The sequence below is a fragment of the Kribbella soli genome, from assembly GCF_004331345.1.
GTDB lineage: Bacteria > Actinomycetota > Actinomycetes > Propionibacteriales > Kribbellaceae > Kribbella > Kribbella soli.
In genome coordinates, this window is record NZ_SJJZ01000003.1 from 421419 (window position 1) to 437724 (window position 16306).

General features: G+C 68.5%; 19 protein-coding genes. 2 read left to right on the top strand and 17 right to left on the bottom strand.

The features are described 5' to 3' along the window. Nucleotides 1-117 precede the first annotated feature (117 nt). The 7 genes from E0H45_RS24950 to E0H45_RS24980 form a co-directional block, all read right to left on the bottom strand. Nucleotides 118-1881 (bottom strand): proline--tRNA ligase, encoded by a 1764-nt coding sequence (locus E0H45_RS24950; RefSeq protein ID WP_131341593.1) that lies wholly within the window; start codon nucleotides 1879-1881, stop codon nucleotides 118-120. A gap of 89 nt (nucleotides 1882-1970) precedes the next feature. Next, nucleotides 1971-2345 (bottom strand): DoxX family protein, encoded by a 375-nt coding sequence (locus tag E0H45_RS24955; RefSeq protein ID WP_131341596.1) that lies wholly within the window; start codon nucleotides 2343-2345, stop codon nucleotides 1971-1973. A 36-nt stretch (nucleotides 2346-2381) separates the two neighbouring features. Further along, on the bottom strand, nucleotides 2382-3641 hold the full coding sequence (locus tag E0H45_RS24960; RefSeq protein WP_238155255.1) for a M14 family zinc carboxypeptidase: 1260 nt from the start codon (nucleotides 3639-3641) through the stop codon (nucleotides 2382-2384). A 136-nt stretch (nucleotides 3642-3777) separates the two neighbouring features. Beyond that, on the bottom strand, nucleotides 3778-4602 hold the full coding sequence (locus tag E0H45_RS24965; RefSeq protein ID WP_131341602.1) for a GNAT family N-acetyltransferase: 825 nt from the start codon (nucleotides 4600-4602) through the stop codon (nucleotides 3778-3780). A gap of 49 nt (nucleotides 4603-4651) precedes the next feature. Next, complete coding sequence (locus tag E0H45_RS24970) at nucleotides 4652-5908, bottom strand: MFS transporter (RefSeq protein WP_131341605.1); 1257 nt, start codon at nucleotides 5906-5908, stop codon at nucleotides 4652-4654. A 77-nt stretch (nucleotides 5909-5985) separates the two neighbouring features. Continuing rightward, the gene (locus tag E0H45_RS24975; protein ID WP_131341608.1) at nucleotides 5986-6621 is read right to left on the bottom strand and encodes a VOC family protein; all 636 of its coding nucleotides are present in this window, start codon (nucleotides 6619-6621) and stop codon (nucleotides 5986-5988) included. Beyond that, nucleotides 6618-6782, bottom strand: a complete 165-nt coding sequence (locus E0H45_RS24980) for a ribbon-helix-helix domain-containing protein (protein ID WP_131341611.1) — start codon at nucleotides 6780-6782, stop codon at nucleotides 6618-6620. Before E0H45_RS24980 ends, E0H45_RS24975 begins: the two co-directional genes overlap by 4 nt. A gap of 55 nt (nucleotides 6783-6837) precedes the next feature. Between E0H45_RS24980 and E0H45_RS24985 the strand changes: the two genes are divergently transcribed. Then, nucleotides 6838-7203 (top strand): VOC family protein, encoded by a 366-nt coding sequence (locus E0H45_RS24985; protein ID WP_131341614.1) that lies wholly within the window; start codon nucleotides 6838-6840, stop codon nucleotides 7201-7203. On the opposite strand, the gene trxA is transcribed toward E0H45_RS24985, so the two are convergent. From trxA to E0H45_RS25005, 4 genes are all read right to left on the bottom strand, one after another. After that, nucleotides 7200-7538, bottom strand: coding sequence for a thioredoxin (gene trxA, locus E0H45_RS24990; RefSeq protein ID WP_131341617.1), 339 nt, complete (start codon nucleotides 7536-7538; stop codon nucleotides 7200-7202). The two genes, E0H45_RS24985 and trxA, sit on opposite strands and share 4 nt — an antisense overlap. Continuing rightward, nucleotides 7535-7897 (bottom strand): MerR family transcriptional regulator, encoded by a 363-nt coding sequence (locus tag E0H45_RS24995; RefSeq protein WP_131341620.1) that lies wholly within the window; start codon nucleotides 7895-7897, stop codon nucleotides 7535-7537. The genes trxA and E0H45_RS24995 overlap by 4 nt, the downstream gene beginning before the upstream one ends. A gap of 71 nt (nucleotides 7898-7968) precedes the next feature. Next, nucleotides 7969-9579 carry a thiamine pyrophosphate-binding protein gene (locus E0H45_RS25000; RefSeq protein WP_131341623.1) on the bottom strand — a complete coding sequence of 537 codons (1611 nt, stop codon included), beginning with the start codon at nucleotides 9577-9579 and terminating at the stop codon, nucleotides 7969-7971. Next, on the bottom strand, nucleotides 9576-10361 hold the full coding sequence (locus E0H45_RS25005) for a cyclase family protein (protein ID WP_131341626.1): 786 nt from the start codon (nucleotides 10359-10361) through the stop codon (nucleotides 9576-9578). The genes E0H45_RS25000 and E0H45_RS25005 overlap by 4 nt, the downstream gene beginning before the upstream one ends. A 94-nt stretch (nucleotides 10362-10455) precedes the next feature. Here E0H45_RS25005 and E0H45_RS25010 point away from each other — a divergent pair, with 94 nt between their 5' ends. Next, nucleotides 10456-10962, top strand: a complete 507-nt coding sequence (locus tag E0H45_RS25010) for an NUDIX domain-containing protein (protein WP_165546589.1) — start codon at nucleotides 10456-10458, stop codon at nucleotides 10960-10962. Here the strand turns inward: E0H45_RS25010 and E0H45_RS25015 are convergent. From E0H45_RS25015 to E0H45_RS25040, 6 genes are read right to left on the bottom strand one after another with little or no spacing between them, the layout of a single operon-like run. Then, nucleotides 10943-11491, bottom strand: a complete 549-nt coding sequence (locus E0H45_RS25015; protein ID WP_131341632.1) for a nucleosidase — start codon at nucleotides 11489-11491, stop codon at nucleotides 10943-10945. The two genes, E0H45_RS25010 and E0H45_RS25015, sit on opposite strands and share 20 nt — an antisense overlap. Further along, nucleotides 11488-11727, bottom strand: a complete 240-nt coding sequence (locus E0H45_RS25020) for a hypothetical protein (protein WP_202872508.1) — start codon at nucleotides 11725-11727, stop codon at nucleotides 11488-11490. Before E0H45_RS25020 ends, E0H45_RS25015 begins: the two co-directional genes overlap by 4 nt. A gap of 27 nt (nucleotides 11728-11754) precedes the next feature. Then, complete coding sequence (ispG, locus tag E0H45_RS25025; protein ID WP_131341635.1) at nucleotides 11755-12906, bottom strand: flavodoxin-dependent (E)-4-hydroxy-3-methylbut-2-enyl-diphosphate synthase; 1152 nt, start codon at nucleotides 12904-12906, stop codon at nucleotides 11755-11757. A gap of 6 nt (nucleotides 12907-12912) precedes the next feature. After that, nucleotides 12913-14220, bottom strand: coding sequence for a M50 family metallopeptidase (locus E0H45_RS25030; RefSeq protein WP_131341638.1), 1308 nt, complete (start codon nucleotides 14218-14220; stop codon nucleotides 12913-12915). After that, nucleotides 14217-15428 (bottom strand): 1-deoxy-D-xylulose-5-phosphate reductoisomerase, encoded by a 1212-nt coding sequence (gene dxr, locus E0H45_RS25035; protein ID WP_131341641.1) that lies wholly within the window; start codon nucleotides 15426-15428, stop codon nucleotides 14217-14219. The genes E0H45_RS25030 and dxr overlap by 4 nt, the downstream gene beginning before the upstream one ends. Before the next feature lie 17 nt (nucleotides 15429-15445). After that, nucleotides 15446-16279 carry an FHA domain-containing protein gene (locus E0H45_RS25040; RefSeq protein ID WP_238155256.1) on the bottom strand — a complete coding sequence of 278 codons (834 nt, stop codon included), beginning with the start codon at nucleotides 16277-16279 and terminating at the stop codon, nucleotides 15446-15448. Nucleotides 16280-16306 lie beyond the last annotated feature (27 nt).

The window sequence follows — 16306 nt, forward strand, 5'->3', positions numbered from 1 at the left end:
ACACCCCGGGATCGGAGCCGATCGACGTTCCTCGACATCACATGCCAAGAAAATGCGCAGAAAAATCCGGCCCCGCTCCCCTTGATGGGGAACGGGGCCGGTGGGGAACCGGGATGGTCAGCTGCGGACCGTGGTGACCAGGTGGTCGACGACGTCCGCGACCGGGATGTCGGCACGTTCGCCGGTGCGGCGGTTCTTGACCTCGACGGTGCCGTCGGCGAGACCCTTGCCGACCACGGCGATGGTCGGTACGCCGATCAGCTCGGCGTCCTTGAACTTCACGCCGGGCGACACCTTCTCGCGGTCGTCGTAGATCACCGTCAGGCCCCGGGACTCCAGCTCGGCGGCGAGCTCGGCGGCCTTCGCGAACAGCTCCTTGTCCTTGCCGGTGGCAACCAGGTGCACGTCGGCGGGCGCGATCTCCCGCGGCCACACCAGGCCGAGCTCGTCGTGGTTGCCCTCGGCGATCGCCGCCACCGCACGGGTGACCCCGACGCCGTACGAACCCATGGTGACCGTGACGAGCTTGCCGTTCTGGTCGAGGACCTTGAGGTCGAGCGCGTCTGCGTACTTGCGGCCGAGCTGGAAGATGTGGCCCATCTCGATCCCGCGCGCGGCCTCCAGCGCGCCCGAACCGTCCGGCGCCTGGTCGCCGTCGCGGACCTCGGCGGCCTGGATCGTCCCGTCCGCGGTGAAGTCCCGGCCGTGCACCAGGTTGACGACGTGGAACCCGGACTTGTCCGCACCGGTCACCCACGCGGACCCCTCGGCCACCCGCGGGTCGAGCAGGTACCGGATGCCGGAGGTGTTGTCCTTGCCGAGCACGCCCGGACCGATGTAGCCCTTCGCCAGCGACGGGTACTTCTCGAAGTCCGCCTCCTCGAAGGCCGCCACCTCGGCCGGCTCCACCTGCGCGCCGAGCCGCTTCTCGTCGATCGCGCGGTCCCCGGGGACACCGATCGCGAGCGGCTCGCGGGCACCGTCGGGGTGCACCAGCATCACGAGCACGTTCTTCAACGTGTCCGCGGCGGTCCACTCGCGGCCGTCGGTCCGCGCGTGCTTCGCGTTCATCGCGTCCACGAGCGTGTCGATGGTCGGCGTCTCCGGCGTGTCCACGACCTCGGCGGCCGGTACGCCGGACGCGTCGACGGGCGCCGACTGCGGCACCACGACCGCCTCGACGTTCGCGGCGTACCCACCCGGGGAGCGGACGAAGGTGTCCTCGCCGTTCTCCGCGATCGCCAGGAACTCCTCGGACCGCGAACCGCCCATCGCGCCGGACATCGCCTGGACGATCACGTAGTCGAAGCCGAGCCGGTCGAAGATCTTGATGTACGCCTCGCGATGCTTCTCGTACGACGCGGCGAGTCCTTCGTCGTCGACATCGAACGAGTACGAGTCCTTCATCACGAACTCGCGCCCGCGCAGCACGCCGGCCCGCGGCCGCGCCTCGTCGCGGTACTTGTTCTGGATCTGGTAGATCGACAGCGGAAGGTCCTTGTACGACGAGTACAGGTCCTTCACGACCAGCGTGAACATCTCCTCGTGCGTGGGGCCGAGGAGCATGTCGGCGCCCTTGCGGTCCTTCAGCCGGAAGATGTTCGGCCCGTACTCCGTCCAGCGGCCGGTGGCCTCGTAGGGCTCGCGGGGCAGCAGCGCCGGGAACACCAGCTCCTGCGCGCCGATCGCGTCCATCTCCTCACGGACGATCCGCTCGACGTTCCGCAGCACTCGCAGGCCGAGCGGCAGCCAGGTGTAGATACCGGGCGCGGCCCGCCGGATGTACCCGGCGCGGACGAGCAGCTTGTGGCTCGGGACCTCCGCGTCCGCCGGGTCCTCGCGAAGGGTGCGGAGGAACAACGACGACATACGCAAAATCACGGGAGTCTCCAAGCGTGCAAAAGTAGATAACCGGACGTCACCGAGAATATCGGTCCGGCGGACATGCTCTCACCACGTTATCCACAGGCTCACACCGACTTGCCCTCGCGGGCGGCTTTCAGCGCCCAGCGGATCAACGGGATCTGCAGCGGCAAGCGCGCGTACGCGATCGTCAGAGCCGTCCGGGAACCCTTGTTCTGCAGGTCGGCGGCCATCTGGACGTTCGCCGGGAAGACAGCGACCAGCAGCCCGGCGCTCGCCAGCCCGGCCAGCCGCCGGGTCCGCGGGTGCAGCAGTCCGGCGGCGCAGGCCAGCTCCGCTGCCCCGGAGACGTACACGAGCTCTTTCTTCCGGGGCAGCGGTTTCGGCACGATCTGCTCGAACGGCTCCGGCTTCACGAAATGCAAGGTGCCGAGAACGCCGAACAGAACGGCCAAGCCGGTGGTGGTCTTGCTCCGCGACATGCGCCGGAGCTTACCCGACGGTAATCACGGCAGTAATCACGGAAGCTGCCCGTACGGAGTCGCGGCAGCCTGAGCCGCGTAAACCAACGCTGGTTTCAGCAACGGCCAGAACGTCGAGGAAATACACGAGTACGCCGGCAAGAACCCGGCGCACGTCCCTGAGTCCGGTCCGATCTCGAACGTGTACGACGGCACGCCGCGCGTCCCGTACAACCAGTCGTCGGTCGCACCGGGTGCGAAGTACCCGACCCCGCCGTCCCCGGTCGTCACCGGATAGCCCGTGAACGCGCCCATCTTCTGGCCCAGGGCCACCAAGGCGGCCTTGTTCGGCGCGTCGGTGTTGGTGTAGCCCCACGGCGCCAGGATGTCGTTGCCGAAGCTGTGCAGCGTCAGGAAGACGCCGGTCGTGGTCGCGGCGGCGGGGTCGTCCACATCGCCTTTGGTGTCGGGAAAGACCGTGTCCAGCAAGCCCTGGATCGCTTCGGTCTCCGGCTCCGACAACGCCTTGGGGCCTGGGTACGTCTCATCGCAGGGACCGCCTTGGTCCACGTCCCATTGGAACGACGAGTTGCGATTCAGGTCGACTCCGGCTTCGGACGCCGGGCAGCCGCCCGCGCTGTCGTCGACGTTCTTACGCTGCAGCACCGGCCGGGTCGGGTTCGAGGCGACCATGTCGACGCCGTCCGGGTTCGCGATCGGCACCACCCAGAGTTCGCGGGTGTCCAGCAACGCGGTGATCTCGGGGTCGACGCCGTACGACGAGACGAGCAGGTCGATCCACTTGTAGGCGATCTCGCCGGTCGCGATCTCGCGTGCGTGGATCTGCGTGTGCAGGACGAACTTGGGCTTCTTCCCGGTGCTGTTCAGGGCGCAGTCACCAGTGGCGAGCTTGGTGATGCACAAGGCCTGGATGTCGTGCCCGCCCTGTCCCTGCGTCTTCATCCACGAATCGCCGATGTCGTAGAGCTTCACCAGCTCCGGGTGCGCGGCGGCGACGGCCGCGTTGTGCTCCTCGTGTCCCGTGGTCGTGTGATACCCGCCGTAGTACGTGGCCTCGCCAGGCTCCGTCCGCGGCACAGGCTGGTACACGTCACCGGTCTTCTCCAGTACGACGCCTCGCGCGCGCAATCGCCGTACGTCGGTCGGCGTCGCGACGACCGTGGCGGTGTCGCCGTTCGGGTGTTCGATGTCGTACCCGTCCCGGATCAGATCCTTGACCGTCGTACCGGTGGGCACGCGGAGCGAGTAGTAGGAGACATCCGGTGGAGCGGCCGACGAGTAGGTGGTCGACGACATCAGGACGAGAGCAATGCTGCACAGAAAAACGGCAAGCCTTCGCATACTGAGGTGTTCCTTCCGCTGGGCGGCGCGGCGCAGAACGTCCAGCCAACCCGACCGCCGGTCACCGCTCCATCACGGACAGCACGCAGTATCAGAACAGAATCGTCGCGAACGTCTCGATCGTGCGGAACCCGACGCGTTCGTACGCCGCCCGCGCCGGCAGGTTGAAGGCGTTCACATAAAGGGTCACCACCGGCGAGATCTGCCGGGCCAGCTCGACCACGGCCGCCATCCCGCCCGCGGCCAGCCCGCGACCGCGGTACTCCGGATCCACCCACACGCCCTGGATCTGGCACACGCCCGACCCGACCGAACCGACCTCGGCCTTGAACACGACCCGCCCGTTCTCGATCCGCGCGAACGCGCGCCCGGCCCGGATCAGTTCCGCGACCCGCGACCGGTAGAACGTGCCGTCCGGCCCGGTCTGCGGCGGTACGCCGACCTCCTCGGTGTACATCGCCACACACGCCGGGTACAGGATCGGCAGCTCGACCGGCTCGACCGCGCGGACCAGCGGGTCCGGTGCGATCGCCGGCGGCCCTTCGATCACCATGAACGGCTGGTCGTCGCGCACCTCGCGGGCCGGTCCCCAGTGCGGCTCGAGAATGTGCCACAGCTGCTCGACCGCGCGCGCCGGCCCGAGGATCTGGAAACAGTTCCGGCCCCGGCGCATCGCGTACGCCGCGAACGCCCGGAGTGCCGCGTCGTCGGCGCCGACCGGAACCATGTTCCCGCCCGCGTGGCACAGGGCCTCGAGCGCGCCCTTCTCGACGTACCCCCAGACCTCGGCGCCGCGTCGCGGGTCGAGTCCGGACGCCTGCACGAGGCTGTCGACGAACACGTTGATGACCGGATCGCGGGCGATGACCGCGCGCGCCGCCGCGAGGTCGCGAGGACCGAGAACCCGTACGCCCACGCGCAGAACCTAGCGGATGATCGACGCCACCGTATGCAACGGGGCCGCGTCAGCCGACCTGCGGCTCGTGGTCGGCGGCGATCCGGCGCAGCGGCGACGTCCACGCGACCACCACTCCCGCGCAACCGAACAGACCCATCAGCACCATCCCGGTCCGCGGCCCGAACGCGTTGCCGAGCAGCCCGCCGACGACCGATCCGAACGTCCACCCGACACCCCAGGACAGCATCCGGCCCGCTGTGTTGACGCGGCCGAGCAGGTTCTCCGGCGTCACCTGCTGCCGGTACGACACCGCGTTCACAATCACCAGCACGTACGCCGAACCCCAGACCAGCAACGCCAGCGAGGCCACGACCCAGTTCGGCGACAACGGCGCGAGCACTCCGAGCAGCGCCGACATCGGCAACGCGTACAGCGTGATCGCCGCGGGCGGCATCCGCTTCAGCAATCGCGGGAGGCTGAGTGCTGCGATCAGCCCGCCGATCCCCCACACACCCCAGACCAGTCCGAAGCGGACTCCCGACGTACCGATGTCCAGGACGCGGTCGCACCACACCACGATCAGCGCCATGAACCCGCCGCCTGCGAACGACTGCACGCTGCCGATGATCGTCATCGTGCGAACCCCCGCGTGCCGGACCAGGAAGCGCAGGCCGTCACCGATGTCGTTCAGGACCACCTTCGGCCGCAACGGCGGCTGCCCGTCGCGGGACTCGGACATCGCCCGCACGATGCCGCGGACGGCGAACGCGGACGCCGCGAAGCTGAGGGCGTCGAGCGTGAGCAGACTGGCCGGATCGAGGACGGCGAGCAGCAGACCGGTCGCCGGCGGGACGAGCAACTCGATCAGGCTCGACGCCGTCCAGACCGCGGAGTTCGCCTGGGCCACCCGTGCACGGCCGACGAGGACGGGCAGCGCACCGAAGTTCGCGCCGTCGAAGAACGTGTAGACGGCCTGCACGGTGAACGCGACGATCAGCACCTGTACGACGGTGAGTACGCCGAACAGATGCGCCACCGGCACCGACCCCACCAGGACCGCGTTGATGGCGTCCGCGGTCACCATCGTGCGGCGCCGGTTCCAGCGGTCCGCCAGTGCACCGGCGAACAGACCGGCCAGCAGGTACGGCGCGGACTCGAGCGCGGTCACCACCGCGGTCAGCACCGTCGACCCGCTCAGCCGGTAGACGAGCACCGGCAACGCGATCGCCGTCACCATCGACCCGGTGATCGACAACGCACGCGCCAACCAGTACCGCCGAAAATCCGGATCGTCCCGCAGCCGCCCAGGCACTGCTGTTGTCATGACGCGAATCCTGCAAGTTCAGGTCCTGTCGAGGTCAAGACTCATCCACATCAATTCGTCGGTGCGGCGTACGGCGATCATCCGTGGACCACGACGAGTTGGCCGTCCGGGTCCAGGATCTCCAGGCCGGACCCGGTCCGCGATCCGCCGACGCGGGCCTGTACGTCGTCCAGGTCCTCGGTCGTGGTCAGGTCGAGCCGTACGGCGAAGTCACCGTCGGCCGAACCGAAGCGGACCACCGTCTGCACGCCGAGCGCGCCGAGGAACCGCCGCCAGGGCGCCTCGTCCGCTCCGGTCAGGTACGGCGTGACCGACCAGCGATCGTCCGGGCTGGCGTCGTGCAGTTTGTACCCGTACAGATCGTCGCTGCGCTCGTCGACCCAGATCACCACCCCTTCGGGCCCACTGACCGACAGCACCCGCCCGTACGCCTCGTCGAAGACCGTCGCGTCGACGAACCCGACCTGCTCCAGCCGGTCCTTCACCTCGTCGAGCTTGTCCGCCTCGAACGACAACGTCGTCTGCCCGGGCCGCCCGCCCGTCGAACTCGACGCCGCATCGTGCAACGCGACCATCCCGCGACCGGTCAGCATGTCGACCCATCCCCCGCGCTCGGACTCGATCCGCGACCGCAACCCCAGCGTCTCCAGGAACGCCCGCATCGCCGCCACATCCGCCGTGAACCGCAGCGGCCTGATCACCACGTCGTTCATCCCCGGGCCTCCCCATGGTTGTCGAGGTACTCAGCCAGCGCCTGCTCGACGAGCGCGGACAGACTCGCCCCGTCGTCGATCGCCTTGTGCTTCACCCGCCGCACCAGCTCCGGCGGCAGATACACGTTGAACTGCACCTTCTTGCCGCCCGCATCCGCCATGGCTATATTGCTAGCATCCTAGAAAGCCAGCCGTCAATCTTCAGGGAGTCCGACGATGAACCTCCGCTTCGACCACCTCGGCCTGCTGACGGACAGCCGCGAGAAGAACCAGGACATCGCCGATTTCTTCACCGGCGTACTCGGCCTGGAAGTCTCCGGCAACGCCGGCGAGGGGTACGCCGAGGTGCAGGCCGGCGCGATGACGATCGCTCTGCACACCGGCGCGATGATCGACGACTTCGGCACCCACGGCGGGACGCTCCTGCAGTTCAGCAGCGACGACGTCCGCGCCGACGTCGAGGAGATCCGCGGCCGCGGCGGCAAGATCGCCCTCGAACCCACCGACACCGACTGGGGCACGACGACGGCGTACGTCGCCGGCCCCCACGGCGTACTGGTCGAGCTCTACAAGATGAACTAGGCGACCGCGGTCAACAGCGCCTCGTCGATGTCCTTCAGGAGTTTGGCCTTCGGGCGGGCGCCGACGACGGACCAGATCATCTCGCCGCGGTGGAAGAGGATCAGGGTCGGCAGCGCCATCACCCGGTAGCGGGCGGAGATCGCCGGGTTCTCGTCGGAGTTCAGCTTCACCACGGTCAGCTGTTCGTTGCGTTCGGCGCCGATCTGGGCGAGGACCGGGGCGATCTGGTGGCACGGCGGGCACCACTGCGCCCAGAAGTCCACCAGCACGGGCTTCTCGGACCGCAGCACCACCTCGTCGAAGGTGGCCTCGTCAACATTCTGCAGATCGCTCATCTCGTCCTCCAGTTCTCGGCATCGGTCAGGAGGTCGGTCAGCCGTGCCCGCAGATCGGTCAGTTCCGCAATCCGCCGGTCCACTTCCGCGATCCGGGTCCGGTACGCCGTCAGCGACGCAGGGCACACGTCCGCACGCGCGTTGCCGGCCCGCAGGCACTCGATGAACGGGTACGTCTGCTCCGCGGTCAGCCCGAGGCTCAGCAACGCCTTCACCTCACGCACCACGACCACGTCGTCCGGCTCGTACGACCGGTACCCGTTGGCCTCCCGCCGCGGCTTGAGCAGTCCCTGCGACTCGTAGTACCGCACCGCCTTGACCGTCACACCGGCCTCGGCCGCCAGATCACTGATCCGCATCCCGCCTCCTTCGCCCCGACGCTAAACCTTGCCCCCAGGGTCAAGGTCAAGCCAGGATATGCCGAGACCGTTCAGTGACCGCGGAATGCCTCCTCCAGCCACCAGGACGGATGCTCCGCGACGACCTTCGCGTCCACGAGCATCGGCGCCGCCCGCGGCCCGTTCAGCCAGTCCGCGACCGCCTCGAGGTCACCGACGCCGCGTACGGTCGCTGCCTCGAAGCCATAGCCCCGCCCGATCGCAGCGATATCGGTCGGCGGGAACGTCACCGTCTCCAGCGGGTGCCCGCCCGGACCGAAGTGGTGCACCTCGGCGCCGTACGCGTCGTCGTTGTAGACGACAACCAGCATCGGCAGGCCGAGCCGGCGTACGGTGTCGAGCTCCGCGGCGCTCATCAGCGCACCGCCGTCACCGAGTACGGCGACGGGCAGTCGGTCCGGCTGCGCCAGTGCGGCACCGATCGCGGTGGCAAGCCCCAGCCCGATCGACTGGAACGCCTGCGTGAAGCAGAAGCCGTTCTCGTCCGGCACCGACAGGCAGGTGCTCGGGTAGCCCATGAAGTTGCCGGAATCGACGGCTATCACGCGTTCGGCCGGGAGCAGATCGTCGAGCGCGATGCTCAACGTCCGTGGATCGATCCGCTCCCCCGTACTCTCGTCGTCGAACGCAACGTCCCTCCAGCGCACGCTCCCGAGCTCGGTGTTGCGATAACCCACGTGCTGGTCGCCGAACGCCTCGAGGACGAGCGTGGCGGTGAGCTCGACGTCGCCGGTGACGCCCAGCTGGATGTTGCGGTGGGCACCGAGTGCCGACGCGTCGTCATCGACCTGCACCACAGTCGCGTCGGGTCCGATCAGCTGACCGTGGCGCATCGTCCACATGTTCAGCGCGCATCCCCAACCGACGATGAGGTCGGCGTCGCGGATCAGTTCCGCGGTACGGGGCGAGGCGAAGCCGCCCGAGATGCCGAGATCCCACGGGTTGTCGCGGAACAGGCCGTGCGCGACCGCCGAGGTCGCGAGGAGCGCACCGCATCGTTCCGCGAGCGCTTCCAGGGCTTGCCGACCTCCACGGGATCCGCGCCCCGCAACGAACACCGGCCGCTCCGCCCGCCGCAGCAGGTCAGTCAGTACAGCGACCTCGGCGGCCTCCGGTACGACGGCATTCCGTGAAGGTGGTGGCTCGACCACCGGCGCCGCAGTCTCCAACGCCTGCACGGAAAGCGGCACGTTCAGCAGCACCGTACGGCGTTCGCGTACAGCCGTCGCGACCGCACCAAGCGCCTCGGCCACCGCCGTCTCTGCCGAGGTGATGCGCACCGGCACCGCGCCCACCGAACGAGCCAGCGCGTCCTGGTCGACGTAGAAGTTCGACCGTGGCTCGGTGACCTCGGCCGCGACGACGACCATCGGCGTCCGGCTCTTCGCCGCCTCCGCGATCCCGGTCATCGCGTTCGTGAGACCGCAGCCCTGGTGGACCGACAGCGCCGCGACCGTACCGCTGATCCGCGAGTACGCGTCTGCCATCGTGGCCGCGCCGCCCTCGTGCCGCGCCGCGACGAACCGCGCACCGGCGGCCACCATCGCATTCGTCAGATGGAAGTTCCCGGACCCGACCACGCCGAACACCTGGCGGACGCCCGCACCCGTCAACGCCCGGCCGACCGCGACCGCGACGTTCATCCGCGTTCGACCAGCGCGAGAACCCGGGCGGGCGAGCCGGAGCCGCCGACGATCGGCAGTGGTCCGGCGATGACGACGGCGCCGGTCGGCGGTAGCTCGGCGAGGTTCTGCAGCTGCGTCAGCCCGTACTTGTCGCTGCCCATCAGGTAGGAGTGGCACGGGAACGGCGGGTCGAACGAGTGCGCCTTCCCGGCGTCGGTGCCGACGGTCTCGACGCCCATACCGAGGACGGGCGACTCCTGCGCGACCCACCGCGCGCACTCCGGCGACAGGCCCGGCGTGTGCGGCCCGTTCTCGTCGGCGTTCAGGAACGCCTCCTGCGAGTGCGATCGCGTGTCCCATCCCGTGCGTACGAACAGCCAACCACCGGCGGGCAGCGGGACGTTCTCCGCCTCCCACGCCTTGAGGTGGTCGACCTCGACGAGGAAGTCCGGGTTCTTCTCGACCTCGGCGGTGAAGTCGAGGACGACGGCCGGGGCGATCAGCCGACTGGCCGGCACCGACGCCACGTCGGCGAGGTCCTTGCCGGTGACCCAATGGTTCGGTGCGTCGAAGTGAGTGCCGGTGTGCTCGCCGCTGGTGAAGTTGTTCCAGTACCACGCCGGCCCGCGGTCGTCGTACCTGCTGATCTCCGCCAGCGCGAACGGCGCCGTCTGCCCGAACTCCGGCGGCAACTGGATCACCGGCGTCGACGCGGACAGCGGCGACGTCAGGTCCACCACCTCGACCGATCCGTCGGCGAGTGCTGCGACGAGTGCCGACAGGGGCGACGAACCGGTCATGCGAACCTCCAGGCGAGTGGCATACGGATGCCTGACGCTAGGGCGACGCCCCGGACCTCGTCCAGGATTCTGCCGATCGAGGACAATTGCCCGTATGCAGCTGGCGATCTTTCGCTCACCCGAACTCTCGCCCGGCGGACGGCTCATCGAACGCACCGCGGTCCGCGGGGTACTGTTCCGCGGCCCCGACCTGCTACTCCTCAGCTCACGACACGGCGACTACAAGTTCCCCGGCGGAGGCGTCGAGCCGGGTGAGTCCTTCGAGGGCGCGCTACAGCGCGAGTTCCGCGAGGAGTGCGGGTACGACGCGGTCGCCGTCGGAGCCGAGTTGGCGACAACCCGCGAGGAGGTCGCGGCGATCGACCCGGAGTACGACGTGTTCGGGATGACGTCGTACTACTTCGAATGCTCGGGCGGGGCGCCTCTCGGCGAGCAGCAGCTCGAGGGGTACGAAGCGGAGCTGGAGCTCACGCCTTCTTGGGTGAATGTCGAGGCGGCGTTGGCGGCCAACCGCCGCGTATTGGCGAGCGGTGTCGGCGTGATGCGCTGGCTGGTGCGCGAGATCGCCGTACTCGAATGGCTCAGCGGGCGTTCTCGCTGACCCACTCCCCCAGCACCTTCGCGCTGGCGTCGACCACCGCCGGCCAGTCGAGGGCCGCCTCGTCCGCCGAGTCCGACACGTGCTTCACGACGCGCACAGGTACGCCGTACTCCTGGCACGCGTACACGACGCCGTACGCCTCCATGTCCACCAGATGCGCCCGCTCCGCAAGCCGCGCCCGTACGACGGGATCCGTCACAAACACGTCCCCCGACGCGAGCACCGTCCCGTCCCCACCCGCGACCTGCAACTCCTCCCGCGGGTCCAGCCCGATCGCCCGGACCGCCTCCGCGTTCACATCGTGGTTGATGACCGTGCTGGGAAGGAACAACCCCGACAGACCATCACGAAGGGCACCGGTGGTTCCCACGTTGAGAACGACGAGATCCGCAGTCTCCCGCCCCGCCAGAGCCCGGCTGACAGCCACCGCCGCAGCAGTCTTACCAACCCCCGTGATCACCACCGGAAGCCCCTCCGGAACATACCGTGCTTCGCCCGCAACGGCACTGACGATCAGATACTCGGTCACCCGCGCAGGGTATCCGTTCCACCCCAGACGTCAGTCGGCTGCGGCCGCTCGCGCGCCTTTTCTGCCAACCGGCTCAGATCCCGGCCACCGCCGTACCTCCAGGCCTCAGCCGAGCCGCTGAAGTCCATCTCCACCGCATCGAGCGCGGCGATGAGCTCCTCAGCCTGCCTGCGGCGTTCCAGCTCGTCTTCGGGCCAACCGACGTTCTCGCCTCGAGTTGTCTCAGGCAGCTCCACACGTACGTCGTACGGGACTGGACAGGGTCAGCTGACGGTGACGGTGGGTTCGCCGGCGTCTCCGGTGGTTTCCATGGTTTCGGCGATGCGCATGGCTTCTTCGATGAGGGTTTCGACGATGGCCGACTCCGGGACGGTCTTGATGACCTCGCCCTTGACGAAGATCTGGCCCTTGCCGTTGCCGGAGGCGACGCCGAGGTCGGCCTCGCGGGCCTCGCCGGGGCCGTTCACGACGCAGCCCATGACGGCGACCCGGAGCGGGACCTCCATACCCTCGAGGCCGGCGGTGACCTGCTCGGCCAGGGTGTAGACGTCCACCTGGGCGCGGCCGCAGGACGGGCAGGAGACGATCTCGAGCTTGCGCTCCCGCAGGTTCAGCGACTGCAGGATCTGCAGGCCGACCTTGACCTCCTCGACCGGCGGCGCGGACAGCGAGACCCGGATCGTGTCGCCAATGCCCTTCGACAGCAGCGCGCCGAACGCGACCGACGACTTGATCGTGCCCTGGAACGCCGGCCCGGCCTCGGTGACGCCGAGGTGCAGCGGCCAGTCGCCGCGCTCGGCGAGCATCTCGTAGGCCTGCACCATCACGACCGGGTCGTTGTGCTTGACCGAGATCTTGAAGTCGTGGAAGTCGTGCTCCTCGAACAGCGACGCCTCCCAGACCGCCGACTCGACGAGCGCCTCGGGCGTCGCCTTGCCGTACTTCTCCAGCAGCCGCTTGTCCAGCGATCCCGCGTTCACGCCGATCCGCAGCGACGTACCGTGGTCCTTCGCGGCCTGCGCGATCTCCTTGACCTGGTCGTCGAACTTGCGGATGTTGCCCGGGTTCACCCGGACCGCGGCGCAGCCGGCCTCGATCGCCGCGAACACGTAGCCCGGCTGGAAGTGGATGTCGGCGATCACCGGAATCTGCGAGTGCTGGGCGATCTCCGCCAGCGCGTCGGCGTCCTCCTGCCGCGGGCACGCGACCCGGACGATGTCGCAGCCCGCCGCGGTCAACTCCGCGATCTGCTGCAGCGTCGTGTTCACGTCGTGCGTCTTCGTCGTGGTCATCGACTGCACAGAGACCCGCGCGTCGCCGCCGACGAGCACCTTGCCGACCTTGATCTGGCGGGTCTTGCGGCGCGGAGCGAGGGTGGGAGGCGGCAGCGCGGGCATGCCCAGGTTGATGCTCATGTTTCCTTATCCGTTGAACAGCTTGATGGGGTTCACGATGTCGGCGATGACGAGCAGCACGCCCATCACCACGATCACACTGGCCGCGACGTACGCGATCGGGAGCAGCTTGGCCACGTCGACGTACCCGGGGTCCGGCCGGCCGAACAGCTTGGCGAGGCCGCGCCGGATGCCTTCCCAGATCGCGCCGATCATGTGACCGCCGTCCAGCGGCAGCAGCGGGATGAAGTTGAACAGGGCCAGGAACAGGTTCAGCGAGGCGAGCAGCAGGATCAGGGTGGCCGCCTTCGCGCCCACGTTCAGGTCGCTGGAGGCGATCTCGCCCGCGACCCGGCTGGCGCCGACGACGCTCATCGGGCTGTCCTGGTCGCGCTCGCCGCCGACGATCGACTTGGCGACGCCGACCAACTTCTGCGGGAACTGGCCGAGGGCCTGGATGGTGCTGACCGTGTAGCCGCCCATCTTGTCCAGCGCGTAGCCGACGCTCTGCCGCTCGACCTTGCTCTCCGGCGAGACCCCGAGGAACCCGACCGACACGTACTTGTCCGACCCGGGCTTGTCCAGGACCTGGTTGATGATCGTGCTGGTGTGCAGGGTCAGCTGCTGACCGTTGCGCTCGACAACGATCGTGGCGGCCTTGTCGGTGTTCGCCCGGATCAGCGGCGTCAGCTGCTCCCAGCTGGTGATCGTGGTGCCGTTGAACGCGACGATCTTGTCGCCGACCTGGAACCCGGCCTGCTTGGCCGGCGAGACCTTGTCGCTGTCCAGGCACTTGCGGTCGGCCGTCGCCTGGTCGGCCGGGATCACGCAGTCGGTGACCGTCGAGATGGTGGTCTGCGCGACGCTGTCGCCGTACATCGTGAACAGCCCGGTGAAGAGCACGACCGCGATCAGCACGTTGACCAGCGGCCCGGACGCCATCACGATCAGCTTCTTCCACCACACCTTCTGGTAGAAGAGCCGGCCGTTGTCGTCGGGCGAGATCGTCTCGTACTCCGCCGTCCGCGCGTTCTCGACCATCGACTGGATCGGGCCGGTGTTGGCCTTGCGCACCTTCGTCGGGTCCTGGCCCTTGGCGGGCGGCATCATGCCGATGATCCGGACGAATCCGCCGGCCGGGATCGCCTTGATGCCGTACTCCGTCTCGCCGCGCTTCACCGACCAGACGGTCCGCCCGAAGCCGACGAAGAACTGTGTGACCTTCATCCCGAACGCCTTGGCCGGGAGCATGTGGCCCATCTCGTGCAGCGCGACCGAGATCAGCACCCCGGCAACGAAGAGCACGATGCCGAGAATGGTGAGAAGCACACTCATGCCTGCGGAGTCTCCTGTACGCCGGTAATGTCACGCGCCCGCTTTCGGGCCCACGCGTCCGCCGCGAGCACGTCGTCGACGGACAGTTCCTCATACGAGGGTACGTCGTGATCGGTCACCACCCGTGCCACTGTGTCGACGATCGCCACGAACGGCAACCGGCCGTCCCGGAACGCCTGGACGCAGACCTCGTTCGCCGCGTTGAAGACCGCCGGAGCGGTCCCGCCCCGGGTCCCCGCCTCCCGGGCCAGTGCCACGGACGGGAACTCGGCGTCGTCGACCGGCTGGAACGTCCAGGTGCTCGCCTCGGCCCAGTTCCACGGCGGCGACGCGTCCGGTATCCGGTCGGGCCAGCCCAGCGCGAGCGCGATCGGCACCGTCATCGTCGGTACGCCGACCTGCGCGATCGTGGAGCCGTCGAAGAACTCGACCATCGAGTGGATCGCCTGCTGCCGGTGGATGACCACATCGATCCGGTCCATCGGGATCCCGAACAGCAGGTGCGCCTCGATCAGCTCGAGCCCCTTGTTGACCAGCGTGGCCGAGTTGATCGTGACGACCGGTCCCATCGCGAAGTTCGGGTGGTCCAGGGCCTGCTCGACGGTCACGTTCTCCAGCTCGCTCCGCGGCCGGCCGAGGAACGGGCCACCACTCGCGGTCAGCAGCAGTTTGCGGACCTCGTCCGGCGTACCGCCGCGCAGGCACTGGGCGATCGCGCTGTGCTCGGAGTCGACCGCGACGATCTGCCCCGGCTTCGCGCGCCGGGTGACGATCGGCCCGCCGATCACCAGCGACTCCTTGTTGGCGAGCGCCAGCGTGTTTCCGGCGTCCAGCGCGGCCAGCGTCGCGTGCAGACCGACCGACCCGTTGATGCCGTTGAGTACTACGTCACACGGCAGCGCCGCGAGCTCGCTGGAGGCGTCCGGCCCGGTGACGATCTTCGGGATCCGGAACTCGCCCTGCGCGTACCCCTTCCGCTGCGCCTCGGCGTAGAACGCCAGCTGCAGGTCCTGCGCGACTGTGGCCTTGGCCACCGCCACGACCTCGACCGCGAACTCGAGCGCCTGCTCCGCCAGCAGCGCGACGTTGTCGCCGCCGGCGGACAGGGCCAGGACGTGGAAGCGGTCCCGGTTCCGTCCGATCAGCTCGAGCGCCTGAGTGCCGATCGAGCCGGTCGAGCCGAGGATGACGACGCTACGCGGGTTCACGGCGCCATTGTTCCAGGTCAAGCGAGTAGTAGCCGGAACGGGAGCGCTCCGAGCCGGATCTCGTCGCCGTGGGTGACCATCGCGGTCTCGATCGGTACGCCGTTCACCAGCGTCCCGTTGGTCGACCCCAGGTCCCGCAGCTCGTAGCTGGTCGCGTCGATCCGCAGCAGCTCCGCGTGGTGCCGGCTGACACCGGGGCGATCGAGGATCAGGTCACAGTCCGCTGCGCGGCCGATCCGGGCCAGGTCGAGCAGCGGTACGACCTCACCGTCCGGTCCGACCAGTGCGGGCTGTGCTCCGGTTTCCAGCGCGTCTGCGATCTCCGTCACGCCAGCGGTCCGGATCGACAGCGAGACGATCAGGTCGTCGCCCTTGTCCACGTGCAGGTTGTGCTGAGCGCCGTACCCCTGCAGCAGGTCGCCGTACTCGTCGATGACGACGGCGGAGACGTGGTAGTACCCCGGCGGCAGCTGTGCGTACGCCGCTGCGCCGAGGGCGGTGGTCAGTACTAGGGCGTCGTACTCGCGGTGACTGACGTCAGTGATCGTGATGAGGACCGGGCTGTTGGCACTGAGGTGTGCCTCGGCGCCGGTGTCACCCGGGGTGAACTCGACAGTGATCATCGGGGCCGGCCGGAACTCGTCCAGCCCGACCAGGCGACCCACCGCGGGCACGGTGCCGGTCGGAATGGACAGCGGCACGTACTGACCGTGTGACCGCACCAGTACGTCGAGCTGCGGTCGCGGCCACCCGTTGCGACGGGCGAGCAGGTACGCGCTGACCATGCCCTTGCTGAAGATGAACGCGACATCTCCGACAACAGCCCGCACGAATCCGCTGACAGGTTCCATCGACACCCCCGTGCATCAGTATCCAGG